This is a genomic window from Bartonella occidentalis (assembly GCF_037070875.1).
Lineage (GTDB): Bacteria > Pseudomonadota > Alphaproteobacteria > Rhizobiales > Rhizobiaceae > Bartonella.
On sequence record NZ_JAYMZJ010000002.1, the window covers coordinates 109,223 to 128,527 of the forward strand.

General features: G+C 36.9%; 22 protein-coding genes, 1 tRNA gene and 1 pseudogene. 8 read left to right on the top strand and 16 right to left on the bottom strand.

Features of this window, described 5'->3' with window-relative positions:
* The first annotated feature begins 769 nt into the window (after positions 1 to 769).
* Entirely contained in the window at positions 770 to 1,708 is a 939-nt protein-coding gene (locus WCP78_RS03945) for an outer membrane protein (RefSeq protein ID WP_336279215.1), read from the top strand.
* Between the two features lie 766 nt (positions 1,709 to 2,474).
* Here the strand turns inward: WCP78_RS03945 and WCP78_RS03950 are convergent.
* Positions 2,475 to 3,125: a hypothetical protein gene (locus WCP78_RS03950; protein WP_336279216.1), complete on the bottom strand. Its 651-nt coding sequence runs from the start codon at positions 3,123 to 3,125 to the stop codon at positions 2,475 to 2,477.
* Between the two features lie 359 nt (positions 3,126 to 3,484).
* On the opposite strand from WCP78_RS03950, the gene WCP78_RS03955 reads away from it, so the two are divergent.
* Positions 3,485 to 3,712: a DEAD/DEAH box helicase family protein gene (locus WCP78_RS03955; RefSeq protein WP_336279217.1), complete on the top strand. Its 228-nt coding sequence runs from the start codon at positions 3,485 to 3,487 to the stop codon at positions 3,710 to 3,712.
* Positions 3,713 to 3,773: 61 nt separating this feature from the next.
* Here the strand turns inward: WCP78_RS03955 and WCP78_RS03960 are convergent, their stop codons facing one another.
* The 3 genes from WCP78_RS03960 to WCP78_RS03970 form a co-directional block, all read right to left on the bottom strand.
* Positions 3,774 to 3,986, bottom strand: coding sequence for a hypothetical protein (locus WCP78_RS03960; RefSeq protein WP_336279218.1), 213 nt, complete (start codon positions 3,984 to 3,986; stop codon positions 3,774 to 3,776).
* Positions 3,979 to 4,359 (bottom strand): hypothetical protein, encoded by a 381-nt coding sequence (locus WCP78_RS03965; RefSeq protein WP_336279219.1) that lies wholly within the window; start codon positions 4,357 to 4,359, stop codon positions 3,979 to 3,981. Before WCP78_RS03965 ends, WCP78_RS03960 begins: the two co-directional genes overlap by 8 nt.
* A gap of 83 nt (positions 4,360 to 4,442) precedes the next feature.
* The gene (locus tag WCP78_RS03970) at positions 4,443 to 4,772 is read right to left on the bottom strand and encodes a head-tail joining protein (RefSeq protein ID WP_336279220.1); all 330 of its coding nucleotides are present in this window, start codon (positions 4,770 to 4,772) and stop codon (positions 4,443 to 4,445) included.
* Positions 4,773 to 4,913: 141 nt separating this feature from the next.
* Here WCP78_RS03970 and WCP78_RS03975 point away from each other — a divergent pair, with 141 nt between their 5' ends.
* Together WCP78_RS03975 and WCP78_RS03980 are read left to right on the top strand one after the other, a co-directional pair.
* On the top strand, positions 4,914 to 5,177 hold the full coding sequence (locus tag WCP78_RS03975; RefSeq protein ID WP_336279221.1) for a hypothetical protein: 264 nt from the start codon (positions 4,914 to 4,916) through the stop codon (positions 5,175 to 5,177).
* Entirely contained in the window at positions 5,177 to 5,602 is a 426-nt protein-coding gene (locus WCP78_RS03980) for a type II toxin-antitoxin system VapC family toxin (RefSeq protein WP_336279222.1), read from the top strand. The genes WCP78_RS03975 and WCP78_RS03980 overlap by 1 nt, the downstream gene beginning before the upstream one ends.
* A 52-nt stretch (positions 5,603 to 5,654) precedes the next feature.
* Here WCP78_RS03980 and WCP78_RS03985 read toward each other — a convergent pair whose 3' ends face one another.
* From WCP78_RS03985 to WCP78_RS04025, 9 genes and pseudogenes are all read right to left on the bottom strand, one after another.
* Positions 5,655 to 6,725, bottom strand: coding sequence for a major capsid protein (locus tag WCP78_RS03985; protein WP_336279223.1), 1,071 nt, complete (start codon positions 6,723 to 6,725; stop codon positions 5,655 to 5,657).
* 127 nt (positions 6,726 to 6,852) lie between these two features.
* On the bottom strand, positions 6,853 to 7,131 hold the full coding sequence (locus tag WCP78_RS03990; RefSeq protein ID WP_336279224.1) for a head decoration protein: 279 nt from the start codon (positions 7,129 to 7,131) through the stop codon (positions 6,853 to 6,855).
* 489 nt (positions 7,132 to 7,620) lie between these two features.
* Entirely contained in the window at positions 7,621 to 8,616 is a 996-nt protein-coding gene (locus WCP78_RS03995; RefSeq protein WP_336279225.1) for a S49 family peptidase, read from the bottom strand.
* Complete coding sequence (locus WCP78_RS04000) at positions 8,609 to 10,183, bottom strand: phage portal protein (RefSeq protein ID WP_336279226.1); 1,575 nt, start codon at positions 10,181 to 10,183, stop codon at positions 8,609 to 8,611. The genes WCP78_RS03995 and WCP78_RS04000 overlap by 8 nt, the downstream gene beginning before the upstream one ends.
* The gene (locus tag WCP78_RS04005; RefSeq protein ID WP_336279227.1) at positions 10,183 to 10,416 is read right to left on the bottom strand and encodes a phage head-tail joining protein; all 234 of its coding nucleotides are present in this window, start codon (positions 10,414 to 10,416) and stop codon (positions 10,183 to 10,185) included. Before WCP78_RS04005 ends, WCP78_RS04000 begins: the two co-directional genes overlap by 1 nt.
* Positions 10,400 to 12,358, bottom strand: a pseudogene (locus WCP78_RS04010) (phage terminase large subunit family protein). Before WCP78_RS04010 ends, WCP78_RS04005 begins: the two are co-directional and overlap by 17 nt.
* Positions 12,359 to 12,958 carry a hypothetical protein gene (locus WCP78_RS04015; protein ID WP_336279228.1) on the bottom strand — a complete coding sequence of 200 codons (600 nt, stop codon included), beginning with the start codon at positions 12,956 to 12,958 and terminating at the stop codon, positions 12,359 to 12,361.
* 24 nt (positions 12,959 to 12,982) lie between these two features.
* Entirely contained in the window at positions 12,983 to 13,198 is a 216-nt protein-coding gene (gene nrdH / locus WCP78_RS04020) for a glutaredoxin-like protein NrdH (protein ID WP_336279229.1), read from the bottom strand.
* 185 nt (positions 13,199 to 13,383) lie between these two features.
* Positions 13,384 to 13,995 (bottom strand): hypothetical protein, encoded by a 612-nt coding sequence (locus tag WCP78_RS04025; protein WP_336279230.1) that lies wholly within the window; start codon positions 13,993 to 13,995, stop codon positions 13,384 to 13,386.
* A gap of 360 nt (positions 13,996 to 14,355) precedes the next feature.
* On the opposite strand from WCP78_RS04025, the gene WCP78_RS04030 reads away from it, so the two are divergent.
* The 4 genes from WCP78_RS04030 to WCP78_RS04045 all read left to right on the top strand — a co-directional run bounded on the left by WCP78_RS04030 (position 14,356) and on the right by WCP78_RS04045 (position 16,764).
* Complete coding sequence (locus WCP78_RS04030) at positions 14,356 to 14,970, top strand: YqaJ viral recombinase family protein (protein WP_336279231.1); 615 nt, start codon at positions 14,356 to 14,358, stop codon at positions 14,968 to 14,970.
* Positions 14,964 to 15,350 carry a hypothetical protein gene (locus WCP78_RS04035; RefSeq protein WP_336279232.1) on the top strand — a complete coding sequence of 129 codons (387 nt, stop codon included), beginning with the start codon at positions 14,964 to 14,966 and terminating at the stop codon, positions 15,348 to 15,350. The genes WCP78_RS04030 and WCP78_RS04035 overlap by 7 nt, the downstream gene beginning before the upstream one ends.
* A complete protein-coding gene (locus WCP78_RS04040) occupies positions 15,350 to 16,135 on the top strand; it encodes a recombinase family protein (protein WP_336279233.1) in 786 nt (261 codons plus the stop codon). Before WCP78_RS04035 ends, WCP78_RS04040 begins: the two co-directional genes overlap by 1 nt.
* Positions 16,136 to 16,434: 299 nt before the next feature.
* Positions 16,435 to 16,764 (top strand): helix-turn-helix domain-containing protein, encoded by a 330-nt coding sequence (locus WCP78_RS04045; protein WP_336279234.1) that lies wholly within the window; start codon positions 16,435 to 16,437, stop codon positions 16,762 to 16,764.
* A 216-nt stretch (positions 16,765 to 16,980) separates the two neighbouring features.
* Here WCP78_RS04045 and WCP78_RS04050 read toward each other — a convergent pair.
* The 3 genes from WCP78_RS04050 to accB all read right to left on the bottom strand — a co-directional run bounded on the left by WCP78_RS04050 (position 16,981) and on the right by accB (position 19,110).
* Positions 16,981 to 17,056: transfer RNA gene (locus WCP78_RS04050), tRNA-Thr, on the bottom strand.
* A gap of 192 nt (positions 17,057 to 17,248) precedes the next feature.
* On the bottom strand, positions 17,249 to 18,607 hold the full coding sequence (gene accC / locus WCP78_RS04055; protein ID WP_336279235.1) for an acetyl-CoA carboxylase biotin carboxylase subunit: 1,359 nt from the start codon (positions 18,605 to 18,607) through the stop codon (positions 17,249 to 17,251).
* A gap of 14 nt (positions 18,608 to 18,621) precedes the next feature.
* Positions 18,622 to 19,110 (bottom strand): acetyl-CoA carboxylase biotin carboxyl carrier protein, encoded by a 489-nt coding sequence (gene accB / locus WCP78_RS04060; RefSeq protein WP_336279236.1) that lies wholly within the window; start codon positions 19,108 to 19,110, stop codon positions 18,622 to 18,624.
* Positions 19,111 to 19,305 lie beyond the last annotated feature (195 nt).

A 19,305-nucleotide genomic window follows, 5' to 3' on the forward strand; every position in this document is an offset into this window, starting at 1 on the left:
CTTTGGAATTTTTATTGTGTGATAAATTAATTTTTGCATCTTTAAAGATAGAGAATATAAAAAAATCATAGTTAAGATTAAGCCACTTTCTTAATAAGCTTTTTTAGAATAGGAGCTAATCTCCCCATAAAGGATCAACATTTTAAAGGAATTATAAATTCAAAAGTCTGTAAGAACTTCTGAAAGTTTAGAGATATGCAGGATTTTTTTCTCAAGATCTAACATTATAAAGCGTTTTTACTTCACTCACAGCATTAAGTTACCGTATGTTTAGCACGAGATGTATCGCTGATAGCCAAATCATATTTACAGACTTAATAATTAAATCTGTATGCAGAAGATTAGATCCTTCTCATTCATTCGTTTTGGATATGTTGTATCTATAATAAAAGCTTAAATGATGTATATATACGACAATTATAATTTAATTGAATTTATTGTATAGCATGTTTTTTATTATTTTATTGTCAATTAGATTTGGAAAGTAAGTTATTATACATTTAAGTTTATTAAATTAAAATAAGAATTATAAGTATAAAAAGTTATTTAATTTATTGAAAAAGATAAAATTAAATACAACATGTTTTTATAAATAATCACTTTTAAAGTACTTTTTATAACTTAAGTTTCATAAACAATCAAAAATTGTTTGCTAATATAAAATTTTGATATATCATAAAGTATATGTGCGATTTTGCAGCATAAAATTTTGCAGTGTTTTGCGTAATGTTTTTATTATGTTTGAACAATAGCATTGGGGTATGATTTTATGATTACAAAATATTTAATAGGGGCATCCATCTTCACTATTATATCAGCTTCTCTAGCACAGGCAGCAGATGGTATGATCTCTCAAAAGTCTGAACAGATTGTTTCACCAAGTATTTCTTCTTCTACCTTTTCTTGGGAAGGTTTTTATCTTGGAGGACAAATAAATAGCTTTTCGAGTAAACTCTCTGCAACTGCTCGTGACAATGATGTTCCTCTCTTGCCGTATGAAGATACTCAGGCTATAAAATGGGTTCCGGTTGAGAAAAAATATTTGCCTAAACTTTCTGGTTTTGTAGCTGGTGTTTTTGCAGGCGCTAATATAGATCTTGGTCAAGGTTTTATATTGGGTGTTGATACGGACGTGCTTTTATCTGAGCGAAAGGGAACAAAAATTTTTGTCACTTCTGTTGCTTCTGTCATGGGCAATAATGAACCAGATCCAAGTGGCGTTAAAAATGATAACGATAAGGACGAAAAACTCAATGATATAGCAAAGAGTATTATTAAAAACTCACTGATAGGTGAAAATAGTAGAGGTTCTCGATCTATTGTGAGAAGTCCTAAAAAAGTGGAAGAGGATCATATAACTTTTGATCATACTTTTAAGCAAAAGTGGACTGGTGCTACGCGAATGCGTATTGGCTATCCTTTTGGTTATATTATGCCTTATATCTCTGGGGGTGTCACGTATGGGGGCTTCCAAGATATTTTATCAGTATCGATTGCAGGAGCGGAGTCCTCTAATACTAAATCGAATGATACAAAGACAGTGATTGGTTATACTCTTGGTGGAGGTATCGATTTGGCAATCACGGATAATGTTATTGCTCGTGCAGAATATCGTTATTCAGATTTTGGTAAAAAGAAATTTGGAAACACGATTGAGCTTGATTATAAAGTTAACGATTTTCGTGTTGGCGTGGCTTATAAATTTTAATTTTTACAGCAAATTTTTAAGAGGTTCCATTTTTGATGGAGCCTTTGTTTTTCCTTCTTAATTTTATATTATATAGAAGCGTGTTATGTGCTATTTTAAAGAATAAGCATACGTGATAGGTCATTTGTTTTAGCGATAAAATTTGCAAAAAGATAAATATATCAAGGGGATGACTTTGTGGCTCATCAAAGTGACATCTTGGACTAGGGGCATTGGTTTTTTTTATATTATATAAACCAAAAGGCTCCGTAAAATGGAATTAAAATTTTTATGATACTGTAATCTTTAAAAGAAGCAAGACTCAAGGCTTAGAATTAAGAAATTGATTAACTCGCGAAAGAAAAAAGGAAAAATTGTAACGTACTAGTACTGATGTTTTTTTTTTACGAGAAATTACTCTAAGTGCTTTTGAAGAGAAAAAAAGAGAGAGTTAAAAAATAAAAAAGCACTAAAACAGCTAGCACCTTTTGCGTTTCATATTTTTCTTAAGCTCGGATGCAGTGCACAGTTGGTACCATGGATGCCACGAGCCTAAAATGGGAAATATTGTTGCAGTCGCACAAACCCTTGGTTTGGAAATTATCTTACAAAAAGAACAAAAAGAAAAAATTTTTCTAAAATAACTTAACTATTACCTAAAATTAGATATTGATTTGATAGCTTAGTAAATCAACCATTCAGATATAGCCATCTTTATAAACTTTCCAACAATCTCGCTTAGGTGCCCCGTAGGGTGCCGTAGTGCTTTGCTAAAAGGCTTCGCATATTAAAAAAGTGCCAGAGCCCTTGTTGGGGCATAAGCAATCACCTCTTGATCAGTAAGGAGTTCATTATTACCATGACTCAAATTATATTTTCCTGCAATTGTGCTTTCTACCACTTTGCGCAACAATATTTTTCCATTTGCCAACCAGAGAAGGTGAACATGGCCAACTATTGCATCGTGATTGATGGGTTGCCGCTCATCAAAGACTGCAACTGCGCCGTCAAGCACCGACAAAGCACTATTAGTTGTTTCATAGCGCAGTGCAAAGGTGCCGCTAGCTGGTTTAATGTCAACAGTGGTCGTTTCATAAGAATAGTCCGTTGGATAAAAGACAACTTGCATGCGATCGTCAATTGTTCCTCTTATTTGCAGTGGAGCAGTATCACTTTCATCAATGGCGATTAAAAAGTCTTTTTGTTCGCCACCAACATTTTGGATAAGTTCTCGAAGTGGAACATGGATAGTGGAAGCTAATTTCTGTAAAGATTGAAGCGAGAAAGGGCGGAGCCCACTTAAAAAATGATACATATAAGTGCGATTTTGTACACCAATTCTACGACCAAGTTCGCTGATATTTTCAATACCAACGTCAATCATTTTATCTTCAATCCATTTACGATTAATGTTGTGTCGCACAACAGCTTTTGTCATAGAATCATCCTTTCAAGTTTATAGAAAATGTATTCATTTTTATAAATTTGTCAACATATTGCGCATTATTTAGTCACTATTTCAATCATAAGATTATCATGATGTAATCATTTTAGAGTAATAGAAAGTATAAATTAAAGAAAGGTAATTACATAATGGAGAATAAAAATTGATAATTCTAGTATTTTTTTGTTAAGATATTTATTAAAATATAATCAAATAAGTTGCTGTATTTGGTATATTGTTTAATTTATGGATAAATTATATAAAATTTTTATTATTTTATAATCTTTATGTAGAGTTATGAAAATTCATTGATATGCAACTCATAAAGATGTGTACGGAGAAGGAGCCATTTTATGGCATTTTATTTACGTCCTTATCAAATAGAATGTATTAACGCTTTACGGGAGGCATTGCGAAAACATCAATCTGTTTTGCTTCGTTTGCCAACAGGTGGTGGAAAAACTGCTTTGTCAGCATTTATGGCGGGTACTGTAGCTAGCCGTGGTGGTCGAGTGGTATTTGGTGTTCATAGGCGAGAGCTTATACGTCAAACAACTGAAACCTTTGATAGCGTAGCTTGAGTTTTAGCAGTTGGAATGGCTCCAACGATAACTGCTTGTGTTAAATCACCAGATGGTGAAGCTAGTAATACTTGCTCACCGATATCACGCCCACTCCAATTTGCGTTTTGCCAGCACGCACTTGGCAGTCCGGTAACCAATTAGTTAAAAGTGCACCTGACTGAACACGGTAGCGACCGCTTTTGTAATCAACTTCGCTAATGTGGCCGATAACAATTTGCCCAGAAACACGTCGCTCTAAATCAGTTATTTGCGCTGCCGTTTTTTCAAACATTTATTTCCCTTGCATCACTAGGGTCGTATTCAGTCAAATAATCAAACTCAAAGTTTAAATCTACGGCATAAATCGGAAGTTCTCCCTGCATGCTAAAGCTAAATTCTGTTGATACAAATTTGCTTGCAGAAACCAATCCACTAAGACGGGGATTCTTATAAAAAGCTTGTTCTACGATCATCGCTAATTTATCAGCGACATCATCCCCTGCATGTTCAGCAACGCGGCATTCAATTGTAATTGTCGTGGTACGATTGCGTCCGCCATTATCAAGTGTATATTGCTCATCCATACGTTCACTATCACTACGTACTAATATACAAGGTAATACCTTTTCGTGTACTGGTGCAGTCCGATTGCAAAAAATTTGCACGTCCGTTAGTGAATCTTCAGCCTTTAGCATCTCAACAATATAGTGACGTAACTTTGTACGATGATGGACTTTATCATTTAATGTCATAGGCGATAACTTTCTTTGTTAAGAGTTACTTTAATGAGGTCTGAGGTGGACTGGAAAATATCAGTAACGCTATAGGTTACTCCTTCAATCACAATATGGTCACCAAACATGGGCTGATGACCGCCAATATCACTCACGCGAATGTCAAGTGCTTTTATTTGAATATTGGTTAGCGTGTTGCCGCTAGAGTTATCCAAATAATGGCTGATTTTTAAAACGGCGCAGATATTTCGCGCTATTCCATCATCTTTTCTGATATAGGTGACAGGCTGACCGAATGTATTCACTATAGTTTTATTCATGGTTTTGACAGCGTCATCCCACATTACTGTTCCTTTGCGATAACCTCTTAAAAAGGAACTGTATAACAAACATGCCTAAATCACAGCAGACAAGTGTCATGGGTTGAATAATATTAAAATATAGCTATTATAATATTATTAGAATAATATTATCTGGAGTAGACAATGCCAAAGGCTTTATATATCCCTGATGAGACGGTAAGAAAGCTAGCTGACGAAGTGAAAAAACAATTTCATTTTAAAAGTTATCGTGAAGCTGCTGAAGTTGCTTTTCGCAAGCTTTTAGATGAAAAAAAAGAGCAAGAAACACCTGCACAAATTGTTGCTCGTTTACAAAACTGTACGAAAGAATTTTTAAGCGATGATTATCGCCTTTTATCTGAAGCAGAAAAAAAGCAATTTTTTGATGATTTAAGTGGGGGAATTTAGTGTTATTTGTTGAGCCATCGGCTATTTTAGCTATTTTATTAAATGAGCCTGAGGCTGAGTTATTTTTTCTCAAAATCATCCATAGTGAAGCGCTATATTGTTCTGCTATCGGCAAATTTGAAGTTGTGGCAGGGTTATGCCGAATAAAAGCGGGTTTGGGTAAACCAGTATCACGTCAAAAAAGTGATGAAGCTGTAAAAATAGTTGATGATTTTTTTGACTCTTTCAATATATCATTATTACCATTAGACGAAAATGTAGCGATGAATGCTATTTCGGCTTATCAAACTTATGGCAAAGGAACAGGGCATAAAGCTAACTTAAATATGGGTGATTGCTTTAGTTATGCTTGTTGTAAAGTGCTTGATGCAGCTTTGCTCTTTAAAGGAAATGATTTTATTCATACTGATGTAAAATGCGCATAAACCCTTATCCTTCTCGCCCTTTGTTATGACGAGAAGGGTGGTGTTCATCTTATTATTTTTTAGCCACAGATACGCCTTTCATCAACATTTCTGGGCGTAAGCAAATAAATAATGGGTAAGAAAAAACCTCAGGCTGTACCCAAAATTCACGATCAAGATCATGTATCATTGTGGAATAAAGGCTCAGACCAATTTCGTTAACATGAGACCAGCTTTCACCAGGTGCAAAAATTTTCTGAAATACGCCGTCTACATTAACAGGCACAAAGTGCGCTTCATTGGGTTTAACCCCTAAAGCTAGTTTTGTTCCCTCTTTTGCTGTTTCATCATAATCATCAATAGAGTGATAATTATAGAAGAAAATGCCTCCGTAATAAAAATAAGCAAAACTATCAGTGCCTACAGGACTTTCTGTAGCTACACAAAATGCTCTATTAAGATTTTGAACTTGTGTTGTATTAAGATAAGTTTCGCGAACCATTTTATGACTTGTTAATTTATCAAAGAATTTATCTCCACAAAGCGCAATGATTTGAGAATTAGGCATATATTTATTGCCTGCTTTTCTCTTTATGCTGTGTACAATTTGGCGACAAATCCCCTCAACATTTGTGCTTTCAGTATCTAGATCAAAGTTGATGGCTTTTGGTCTTGGTATTCCCCATTCTTTAAACCAGTCATAAGTCACCGTTCCATCAGCATCTAGGACAGCTCCTTTAATGGCTCCTAATTGCATGTTTTCCCAAGTCATCTCAATTTCGCGAACGAGTTTATTTTGATATAAGCTTATAAGATTTATAGCTGTCTGTAATTCATTCGGTTTACCAAACGCTCGCATATTTTGAATTTCTGAGGCGTGGAGCGTTGCAGATTTTGCTATGCGCACCGTTTCAAAATTTCGCAAATTGCGTTTACCGACTTTAAGTGGAGTGCCTCTAGGAGAAGTTTTAATTAACTCCAACCCTATATCACGACGTTCAACAGTGGCTATAGTGGTGTCTGTTTCAACGTTTTCAAATATATTTAACGAACCGATCAAGTCTGGCTGAAATTCATAAAGCTCTAAGGCTTTAGTCATAGATGTATTGGAAAACGCTTCATTTTTAAAAATACTGAAATTCATAAAAAGCTTCCTTATCGCAAAATAATTTGACGTTCTGCCAAATCATTAATGGCTTTAATTTTTTGTTCAGGAGTTATATCTCTTGGGCAAATTAATGCTTCTGTACTGACAGCAGATATACGTGCTGTTAAGTGGCTGGCGTGTCATTTTCGCAAGAATCGACATTATCGTAGCAAATTGCACAAGCAACATCTGATCCGTCGCTTTTAGATGGTTCATCGTCCTTTGATGATTTTACTGATGGTTTAAGAGCTATATATTTTCCAGTAGTATGAAGCCGTGCCAACACGGTTTCTGCTTCTAATTCTTGTCCCTTTGCAATGATTACTTCTTCGCGAGAAATTGCAATAGAGTCTTCAATTAGATATTCGGCAATCCAAGATCCTTCAGTATATACATGCGACATTTTATTTTTTCCTTTTGGCTTTAGCCCACATATTGTTAATTTTAGAAGCACTTACAGACTGAGATGATGAAAAACGATCGCTCCTCTGTGGGGGAATGTTGGTAAGTGCGTAGCTTCCTCTGTTTTCACGAGCAGCCCGCATAATCGCTTTTGCAGCATTTTGTACACTCAACCCATCTGCAACAGCTTGCTTTACATTAAATGATACACCCATCCTGTTAGCGATTTTGCTAATATGGGTGAGTTTAAGGCATCGTTTCCGCTCTTTTAGCGTCGCATTTTTTGCCAAACTTTTTTTCAATTTGGCATCTTTTTTGCTTTTTGTCTGTTTTCTTTGTGGTTCGTCGTCATCGTCATTGTCAGTGTCTGTGGCTAAAATTTCTTCATCATCTTTCACGTTTATGTTTTCATTATCTTCGACCTCACTGGCTTCTTCATCATTATCGGAGTGACTCGCATCATCTATATCGGCTTCAGCTGCAATGCTCTTTAGCTCTTCTTCATTTTCGTCAAGTTCTTCGACGAATTCATCTTCGTTTTCATCGTCTTCTGCATTGATGTATGGATTGCTTTCGTCTTTTCTCTCGTCTTCTTCGAGGCGTTTTTTTCGTGCGTATTTGTTTTCTGCCATTTTGGATTATCCTCTTTATGTTGGTTTTTATTTATGAGCTTCATTAAGGCATGAAGCGCCATCATTTTGGTGCCAATACGGTCACATAGTCCAATATTTAGGGCTTCTTCACCCATAAAAATTTGTGCTTGGGTAGCGCGAATTTTGTTAGCTGTTAGCGGACGACAGCTTGCTACTAACTCAACAAATTTTTGATAAAGCGTGTCACAATTAGCTTGAATTTTTGAACGAGCATCATCAGACAAGGGTTGATGAGGGTTGGCATCAACTTTATTGGAGCCTGAGTAAATATATGTCCAATTTAAGCCAGCCTTTTCATCAGCTTTAGATTGGTCAACATGAGCAGATACTACACCAATAGAACCAAGATCAGCTGTTTGTGTTGCCCAAATTTCTTGTCCAATACAAGCAATTGCATAGGCTGCGGAACAGGCCTGTTCATTAGCAAGGGAGAAAACTGGTTTTTGATATTTTTGAGCCATAGTACGCAAATCAGTAACGAGATCGAATACACCGCCAGCTTCACCACCACCACTATCAACCTCTAATAGAACGCCTTTGACATCTTCATCGCGCGTAGCTTTGTAAAATCCTGCACGTAAATTTTGATAAGAAGTCAAACCTGATTGTGCCGCTAAAAAGCTATGTCGACGCACCAGTGTGCCAAATACGGGAATAACAGCGATACAGTGAGCCTTTTTGTATAGAACCGTGATTTTTTGTTCAATTTTATCAAATTTATGTTCTCCCAAAATGCGAGAACTCAAACTTGCTAAAACAACATCTAGCTTTGCTCTTGTTACCATGAGCGGATGATTAAACAGCATTTGATAAAGGTGAGGTACATCAATCATCTTTATCTCCGGTATTTTCTAGCTTTTTTTGTTCTTTATTTTTCCTATCATCTTCATTATTATTAGATATTGAGAAGGTTGGTGCAGTAAGCATATGTGGTGAAAAATCTAATCCTAAACGGTGTTCATTTTCCCTATCTGATGCTATTTGACTATCAATGTCGCTAATATCCATGCCTTGTTCGCTTAACAGCTTTCTACGACTGGTAAGACCAAGACGCAGAGCCATTTCATTTGCTGCCATGTCTTTAGATGGATCAATCATTTCTAAGGGAGGTGCATGACTTTCAGATTGTAACCAGGGCGTTGGATTTTCATAAAAATTAGGCAAATTAATAACGTTTGCCATCTGTGCTAATAGGACAAACCGCTCCCATACAATACGATTGAGCTGAAAAATCAAAACGTTAGCGCGCCATTGTCCAACGCGTCGTCTAAATTGAATAATAGATGTTCGCACATTTGAGAAATTACCACGTGTAACATCACCCGTGACAACAGAATAGGGGACTCCAAGCGCTGAGCAAATCTTTAACAAATTGCAATATTGGAAGGCATCATAAGAGCCCCCCACTTCTGCGGGATTTGAAAATTTAATATCACGGTCAGCTCCAACATCTGTTATTGTTCCTGGCTTCCAATTCGGAATGGACTTTTCATGATTTTCGCCTTTTTCTTTTTTTGCAGCATCTGAAAATGGACTTACGGTATCATGTGAAGGTTCGACTAAAAAACCAGCCAACAACGCTACTGTTTTTTTACGCTCTAATTCAGCTTCATCATAAAAATCGAGATTAAAGATTTTTGTAAGTACACGTGTTACCCTTGGAATGCCGCGCAATTGTCCGCTTTGGCGCATTTCTTTTATGTGGATTATATGATTTGCTGGAATCCTTACGCGTTCATTACTATTAAAATTTAATTTAAAGATTCCTGTTTCATCATAGGGATGTTCTTTAAAGAAATGATAAGCAACTCGATGCCCTTTTTGGTTAAACTCTATACCCATCCGGATATAATTTCCTGACTTTTCTGCGGGGCAATCATACTCGACATCAAGCATTTCGCAGGCTAAGACTTCAAGTTTTAGTGGAACATAATCTAAAGTTAAAGTACTTTGGTCGCTGTCTATTTTGTCTTGAGGAACCATCAACAAATGGATAAAACATTCACCTGTTAAAAATACTTCACGCGCGACCTCTTCTTGGATACCGTAAAAATCGTAATTTTGACGGTAATCGGCTTTATCACACCACTGCCACCATAAATCGTTCAAACGGTTGGTTTGCTTTGTAAATCCTTGGATGCGTGGGGAAGGCTTGACACCATCACCCACTGTGGCAGAAACCCACTCATCAACTGCGGATGAGTAAATAGGATCATTATCGTAAAGCCAGCGTGATCGAGCAACAACAGTAGCTCCTGCAGCTTCAATGACACGATTAAGATGCTCTTGTGGCGTTTCAAGTCCAGAGAGGCGCTCACTATGACTATCTGCACGTAATCGTGCTTCTTGGTCATTTGATTGTTTGGCAAATGGATTAAATTTATTAAAAAAAAATGCCATTAATAGCCACTTCTTATTTTAGGAGAGAAGTAGCGAGGATAACCACCTGTGTTATTCAAGGTAGCAATCTCTTCATCCAAAACGCAAAGTGCTTTTTTGAGATCATCAATAGAACGGTACATTACTTGTGTTTCACCGTGGCGAACCATCAGTTCGCCAGAAAAAATGGTTTCTTCAAGTTTTTTGCGTTTTTCTAATAATGTCGTCAGCTTTTCCTTAATAGAGTCTGCCATTTTTTCGATTTTCCCCATTTTTTATGAAAGAACTGACCCTTGACGGGTAGGGGTTCTTCTGTTTTTTCGTCGATACTTTATCAACTATAGCAGGGTTAATCGGGAGATGCCTTTGACTATTGTCCATTTCTTTTAATCTGTTTTCGAGCTTTTCTGCATCTCGGTTTAAATCTAATCCTAGAGCAATTAAGCCTTGCAGAGCAGCATAAGCGTATACGCGGCAATCAAGTGCTTCATTGCGATCTTTGGCTGCTTTTTCCCAACCAACGGTTTTGAGTCCTTTGTGATAACGGACAACTTTATATTCACTGGTCAATTGAGCAAAATATTCAAGATCACGATCTATATGGAAATGGCATGCACCAGATCCACTTACATTGGAACCCACTTTTTTGAGGCGTGCAGTTATAATCTCTTTTGCAGAGTCTACACCAACGATATAAAGATTAATTCCACCTTTGTTGTTTAACGAGGGAGCCTTTGGCCAAACAGGTTTTGACCCAGGGTTACCTTTAATTCCCCATATGGGATAATTTCGCTCACGCGCTGCTACGTATTTATAAACAGATTGGGTGTTTAGTCCTCCTGTATCAATGCAGGTAGCTGATACGGGAAATCCGTTTTTAAAAGCAGGATGAGGCCAAAGTCTTTTTAAATAAATATCTAATCTTTCCCATACCTCTTCACTTGAAGCATCTCCTTCAATGACTTGGTAATCAATATTCCAGCTTTCTTCACCAGCGCCCCATGCCACTAACTCTAATTCTAGACGATTTGGTTGGACATCTACACCACATGTTAATGCTAGCGTTTGTGGCGGTAAAATAGGGTATTCTTAGTGCAAAGCGTGAAGTGTGTCGGGTGGGATTGCTTCATCTTCACGTTCTGACCAGACTTCACCAAGAACGGTATTTACAAATGGCTGAATAAGGGCAGGGTCATGGCGCGCACTAAGAAAATCTCGTGCACATTCACTCCATTTAAACCAAGGGGAGTAAAGCGCTGAAATATGATAAGATCGTAAATTAGGGCGGCTGGATTCCTGTGTTGCTATCCAACAAGCACCATTCTCTTCCTTCATTAAGTGTCTTTTGCGATGTTCGGGATGCTCGTGTCCGCATTCACGGCAAACAAATACAGCTTTTTCAGGGTTTCCTTTTGGCCACTTGATACTCGTCCACACAATAGGCTGGAGTACTCCACATCCTTCACAGACAACATGATAAAGCCTCTTATCGCCTTTGTTGTATTCAGCATTAATACGACTAGTAGCTTGATTTGCTGGCGTTGAGAGAAGAAATATTTTTCGTCCAATAAAGTTTGCTGTACGCTTAATAGCAAGCTGAACGGGATCGCCTTCGTTATCGACGTTTGTTGGATAAGCATCAACTTCATCAAGGATCAAATATCTAATTGGCATAGAACGTAAGCCAGCAGCTGAATTTGCACCCGTTAAGAGCAATACACCGCCGTCAAATTCTTTAGACAACATGGTATTGCCTGAGTCACGCGAGCGGGGTGGTGCAATCCGTTCTGACAAAACTGGACTGTTTCGTATCATTGGCTCAAGTCGGGTTTTTGAGAGTTTTTTGACTGTATCAACGGTTGGCATCACATAGAGTGCAGAACCAGGTGCATGATGAATTGCATAGCCACAAAAATTCATTCCTGCTTCTGACATTCCAATTTGTGCACCTTTCATTACTACTGTCGTTTCAACAGGTGAATAGACAGACAAATTGTCCATGATCTCACGCAAATAAGGCGTCCGTGATGTTCTCCAGAGTCCAGGTTCAGGTGACGATACTGTAGCCAAATGACGGTTCTTGTCAGACCATTGCGATACTGTCCATGGTGGGTTTGGTTTTCTTGCCTCCAGCGCATATTCTAAAAATATATTATAGCCATCAGCTGTAATAGCGTCTAAACCGTCTACTTCCATTTAATCTTCCTCGTTCTCACGATCAAGAAATGGTTCAGGAATATTAAGTGCTTCCGTCAAAGATGAGCGCACAAATTTCTCTAAAACTGGAATTAAAATTGCAGGATCAATACTAACCTCGGCAGCAATCTCAGCACCATAACGGGCAGGGAAGGCTAATGCAGCATCACGATGACTACGAGCAAAGCTACGAGCCGCTTTTCGCACATCAGCAAGTTTTACAGTAGTTCTCTGTTTTTCGGTTAACTCAACTTTTGCTAATGCTATATCGATAAGCTTCTTTTTAAGATTAGCTGAACTAATAGTATTTTGGTCAAGCTCTTGATCAATAACACTATCAGTAGTGATAAGGTTAGGATTTGCGCGTTTTGCTTTAGCAATTGCATCAACAGAAGAGATTTGAAGCCATACTTTAGTGGCTATATCTTCATTGAGAGAACCGTCTGGATAAAGCGCTTCATCTAAGTAGCCTTTCTCAACACGTGAACGTACTGCATTAAAATGAACTCCCATCTTTTTGGCAAACGCATTGGTTGAAATACCTTTACGATCTTTAAGTTTTTTACCAGTTGTCCCTGAGCTTTTTTTCCGACCTATCATGTTTAAACTACTTAGGAGTGATGCTTATAGCTCTTTGATTTTATCTGGTCTAAATCCCGCCCAATGTTGAGATTCTGTTACAACAACAGGGAGGCGTGAATAACCAAGAGATTGGATATATTCGTAAGCCTTTTCATCCTTTGTTATGTCAATTATTTCAGAAGTTAGTTTACGTGCATTCAATGCCTTATAAGTCATCGTGCATTGCACACAATCTGGCTTACTATAGATTTTTATCATTTATTGCCCCTTTATTTTTTGGCAAAAATTCGAGCCAAAAAAATCAATAAAATAAATATTTTAGCAATATAAAAAATTTCTAAAGGTAGAAGAATATCGCGCTGCTCAACCGTGTTCGACCCTACCCCCTCGAGGAAGTACCTTTTTATTAAAAACTCTAAATAAAAATTGAAATTTATCGCTTTTCATACTTTATCGATTGCCTTATTCAGCTTGTTAACAACATTACGTTCAAGTATATTATAAGTATAATTACTTAGTTTTTCTTGTGATGTAATTTTTTCAAGTACATTAGTCACAGAAATTCCTTTAACTTTTCTTATACCATATCCTAAATATGTTCCATTTTTACTTTTAATTCTTCTAGTTTTACTTTCAGATTTCTTAAAAATATTTCCTCCTCCAACTTTAAGTGGCACTCTGTTTGGGAATTTTCCGCCCATATGGAAAGCCCCCCTATACATACGATCCTCTCCTGAAATTTTTATAATGGTACCGCTTTGGAGTTGTTCTTGATGCGGGAATATTCGCAATGGCAATCTGTTGGTATCACCGGTAACCGTGGCATTCATTTTATTGGCTGTGGCTTTTTTCGTTACACTGATTTCTTTTGCCACACGATATTTGTTTTCTTTAGGCACACCAAGTTTTTCAGCAACAAGGTTCGTAGATTTGCACTTTAAAGCGGTTGCAGTTGCATTAACAGCGTTAATCAACGTGTGTTGAAGTCTAGGTGTTTGAAGTTGGTACATCAAATCCTGAATGTCGTCATCATCGATTGTGAGAGTAATTTCCATACAGTGATCTCAGTCATGATTTCAAATAAGTAATTAATTTACGATATTGATAACAAAAAGTCAACAAAATAACCAAATGTATGAAATTTTTTTGTTGTATGAAACCAAAATCAATTTCATACACATTTCCATACATCAAAAAAATCCGGGTTTTATAGGTTTCTAGCCCTATATGTATAAAAATATATAAAATAAATAATATATATGAAAATGCGTATGAGATAAAATGTATAAAAATTTTAGCTATAATAGGGGGATAATAAAGATACTATGGGTAATAATTATCTTTATATGATATGAAATATAAAATAGGTAAAAATTTTGATTGCTAATTTTGTTATTAAATAGTAATCATTATATATGAAAAGATTACTTGAATTTATTCCATACCCTGATGTAGCAAATTGGTTTGCCTTTGATAATGAAGCCGAATGGTTAGAAAATCGTGCACACCATATTACTGCGACTGCAAGTTCTGCGCTGTTTGGTGTTTCACCTTATATGACGGAATTTGATTTATATCATCAGCTTGCTGGAAATGTGTTACCAAAATTTGTTGAAAATGAACGCATGTTATGGGGAAAGCGCTTACAAAAGGCCATTGCTCAAGGTATTTGTGATGATAATGATTGGATAATTGTTGGTGATGATCCCTTTCTTTATGCTGAAAGTATTGCACATCCGCGTGTTGCTTGCTCACCTGATTACATTATTTGGGATGACAAAAATCTAGAGCGTGGTTATGGATGCTTAGAAATAAAAAACGTCGATAATTTTATTGCCTATCAACAATGGGAAGATGAAGAAGCGCCAGCTCATATTGAATTCCAATTACAACATCAAATGGGGGTCTGTGGGTTTTCGTGGGGAGCTATTGGTGGATTAATTGGTGGCAATAAAGCAAGAGTGCTTATTCGTGAAGCAGACGAGGAGGCAATAGAGGCTATTTTTTTTCTGCATGTAATGCTATGTTGACGAGAGTAAAAGTCAGAAATCCTCCGTTGGCAGATTACTTAGCGGATCACGATACTATCCGTAACATTTATCGTCATAGCGAAAAAGGCAGATCAATTGATCTAGATATACCAGCCCAAAATATTGACGTTGATGAAATAGAAATATTGATAGCAAAAAAATATCAAGCAGATGCAGCTCTTAAGCTAGCAAAAAATGAACAAAAACACGCTAATGCCGCTTTGCTTAATGCCATTGAAGATGCTGAAACGGTTGTTGGGCGGGGGTGGAAAGTCAGCGCCCCAACGATATCCAAAGCTGTATATACAGTGAATTACCCAGAAACAACTTGTCGTTATTTACGTGTCTCTAAACTTAAGAAAAAAGGAATTTACGCATAATGAGTGTACAATCACGATCTGTCACTCTAATTTCACAAAATGAAGTTCAAACAATTGATCCCTTAGCTCCACCACAATTGAAAGGAGCAGGCATTTTTTCAGATATGCAATTTTTTGAAGATGCACAACGCATATGTAAAATGCTTGTAACTTCAGCTTTAGTTCCGAAGCAATATCAAGGAGCTGATAATCTTGGAAACGCCATGATTGCGCTTGATATAGCCAAACGTATAGGCATTTCGCCTCTTATGGTTATGCAGAATTTGCATATCATCAACGGTCGACCAAGTTGGTCATCAAGCTTTATTGTATCTGTCCTTAATGTTTCAGGACTTTTTTCGCCACTTCGTTTTCGAGTAAAGGATATTTGGGCATTTAAAAGTCATCAAGCTCAAAAAATTGCTCATGCAACCAATAAATCATACGTTGCTTATGCTGTTGAAAAAAGTACAGGTCGAGTTCTGGAGGGAACAGAAGTTACCCTAGAGATGGCTATTATGGAAGGGTGGTACGGTAAAGATGGTTCTAAATGGAAGACAATGCCAGATCAAATGGGCTGTTATCGTGCCGCAGCATTCTTTGGGCGTCTTTACGCACCGCATCTTCTAAATGGAGTATATGCAGAAGATGAAGTATTGGATATCTCAGATGATACATACCAGGTTGTTACAGTGGAAACGGAAGAAAATCACAAAAACAGTCAGCAGATAATTAAACGTTCTAAGGGTGTGCAGGCAGCTTTAAAAAAGAAAGATGCTTCCCAATATACACCGTCTATCCCATAAAATATTGTAGAAGCAACGGTGGAAGAGATTCTCCCCATTCAAAAACAGATTGCGCCTGAAGTATCTGTAACAGTGGTGAAAGATATCAACGATGACAAAAATGATATTTCATCTGATTTCATCATTGATGACTACTAGCTCTATAATGCTGATATTCTTTTTTAAGATATTAATACTGAATAAGAGATTTAAAAAGGCTAAAAGAGAAGGTTAATTGCAGCAGCAGTAAACTTGTCTACATTAAGCAATTACCAAATTCTATATTTAATTTTTTTAAAATGATGTTAAGAGAGCAAAATTTGAATAATCTTTCCATTAAAAATGAAAAGAGTTTTCAAGCATCATTAATCCAGCCAGTTTCACTAGTACCATTTTCTGATGTAAAAGAAATTAAACTGACTGATCGCCATGAAATTATGAAAGCCATTATGCAGGCACGCATCGAAAAGAGAATGACGCTTATAGATGTCGCGTGGACTTCAGGTGTATCATGGGATGCAGTACGCAGTTGGTATCATGGGCGCCGCGAGCCTAAAATGGGAAATCTCGTTGCAGTTGCGCAAACTCTTGGTTTGGAAATTATCTTACGCAAAAAACTTGAAGAAACTATTCTTTCTAAAATAACTTAACCATTATAACGAATCAAAGTCACAAATGATTATGCTCATCCTCATAACTATTGCCTAAAATTAGATATTGATTTGATACCTTAGTGAATCGACTATTCAGATATAGCCATCTTTATACACTTTCCAACAACCTTGCTCGGGTGACCCGTAGGGTACCCCGCAGCTAAAAAATCTTTTTTCATAATTGAAGAAAAGCCGCTAAGTCATTGATTTTATTGGTGCCCCCAGAGAGACTCGAACTCCCGACCCCCTGATTACAAATCAGGTGCTCTACCAACTGAGCTATAAGGGCACTCCCACACGGGAGATAACACAAACTTACAAAAAGGAAAATAAAAAATTATTAATTTTAATAGATATTTCAAAAAATATATGACAAATTAACAAAATAATCAGTTTCTTTATCATCTTATTATTTTTGCAGCCGTATTAATACCATTTCCGTAGAGTTATTTAATAAAAATGTTTTATTTGGTTTATCAAGCTATGCATCTGGAGAAAAAGATTGATCAGAAATATATTTTTCCAGCCAGTGAATGTTATAGTTACCATCTGCAATATCCTTATTGTTAATGAGATCTCGAAATAAAGGTAACGTAGTTTTAATTCCATCGACTACAAATTCATCTAAAGCACGCCGTAAACGCATCATGCACTCTAAGCGTGTACGCCCATGAACAATAAGTTTTCCAATCAAACTATCATAATAAGGGGGGATACGGTAACCTGAATAAGCACCTGAATCAATACGAACTCCTAAACCGCCAGGCGTATGAAAATGTGTAATAGTCCCTGGTGATGGCATAAAACTAACAGGATCTTCAGCATTAATACGGCATTCAATAGCATGACCAGAAAAGCATATATCGTCTTGTTTCACTGAAAGCCCTTGACCAGATGCAATATGAATTTGTTCATGTACTAAATCTATGCCAGTAATTGCTTCAGTTATAGGATGCTCGACTTGTAAACGAGTATTCATTTCGATGAAATAGAATTCACCATTTTCATAAAGAAATTCAACGGTTCCTGCTCCACGATACCCAAGTTTAGCACAAGAGCTCGCAACGATATTACCAATTTTTTCCCGTTCTATTTCATTGAGTGCAGGCGAACTAGCTTCTTCCCACACTTTTTGATGGCGTCGCTGTAGTGAACAATCACGTTCTCCTAAGTGGATAGCGTTTCCTTCTCCATCACCTACAACTTGAATTTCAATATGGCGTGGTTTCTCTAAATATTTTTCAATATAAACTGCATTATTTCCAAAAGCTGCTTCAGCTTCTGAACGGGTTATTTTTAAAGCTTTCGCAAATTCTTTTTCAGAGTAAACGACTTTCATACCGCGTCCACCGCCGCCTGCAGAAGCTTTAATAATAATGGGGTAACCAATTTCACTAACAACACGTAAAGCATCTGCTTCTTCAGTGATTTCTCCATCTGAGCCTGGTACTGTTGGAATTCCAAGCTTTTTAGCAGTTTTCTTTGCTTCAATTTTATCGCCCATCATTCGAATATGTGCAGCTGTTGGGCCTATAAATGTAATATCATGAGCTTCTAAAACATCTACAAATTTTGCATTTTCAGAAAGAAAACCATAGCCTGGATGAACAGCATCCGCTCCTGTAATTTCACAAGCAGCAATAATTTGATGGATACTTAAATAAGAATCGCGAGTTTCTGGGGGGCCAATACAGACACTTTCATCAGCAAGACGAACATGCATCGCATCTGCGTCAGCAGTTGAATGAACGGCTACAGTTTTTATCCCAAGTTCTTTGCAAGCTCGCAGAATGCGAAGAGCAATTTCTCCTCGATTAGCAATGAGAATTTTTTGAATCATAGCTGCGCCTCACTTTATTCAACAATGACAAGTGGTTCACCAAACTCAACTGGTTGACCATCTTGAACTAAAACAGCTGTCACTTTACCTGAGCGCGGTGATGGAATTTGATTCATCATTTTCATTGCTTCAATGATAAGTAATGTTTGTCCTTCAGAAACATTTTGGCCGACTTCTACAAAAAGTTGTGCACCTGGTGAAGGTGCAAGATATGCTGTACCAACCATTGGAGATGTTATCGCATTTTTTGATTTATCTTCTTGTCTAAGAGCTTCAGTTGTTGGGGTTGAAAGAGAAGTTAAATCTACGGAAACAGGAGGAGTGTAAATTGTTTGTTCAGAAGGAGTGATGGAGGTGTTTTGACGTGACACACAAATGCGCAGTTCACCTTGTTCAAGTTCAATATTGGTTAAATTTGTATCGTTTAAAATTTCAGCAAGGTCGCGAATGATCTTTGTGTCTATTGTCGTATGTTTTGTCGCGTCCATTTTTTTTGTGGTCATTTTATTTTTAACTCCCTGATCAATGAAGATCACCATTATTTTATTTTATGATTCAACATTTTTAGATTACCGATAACCTTATTTTGAAGCTTTTATGAAGACCTATTTATTTTCTGATAAGCTTACACTCACTAATGTAAATCCCCCAACCTAAACCAATTAATTGCTATAAAAATTGCACTTATAAGTCTATTA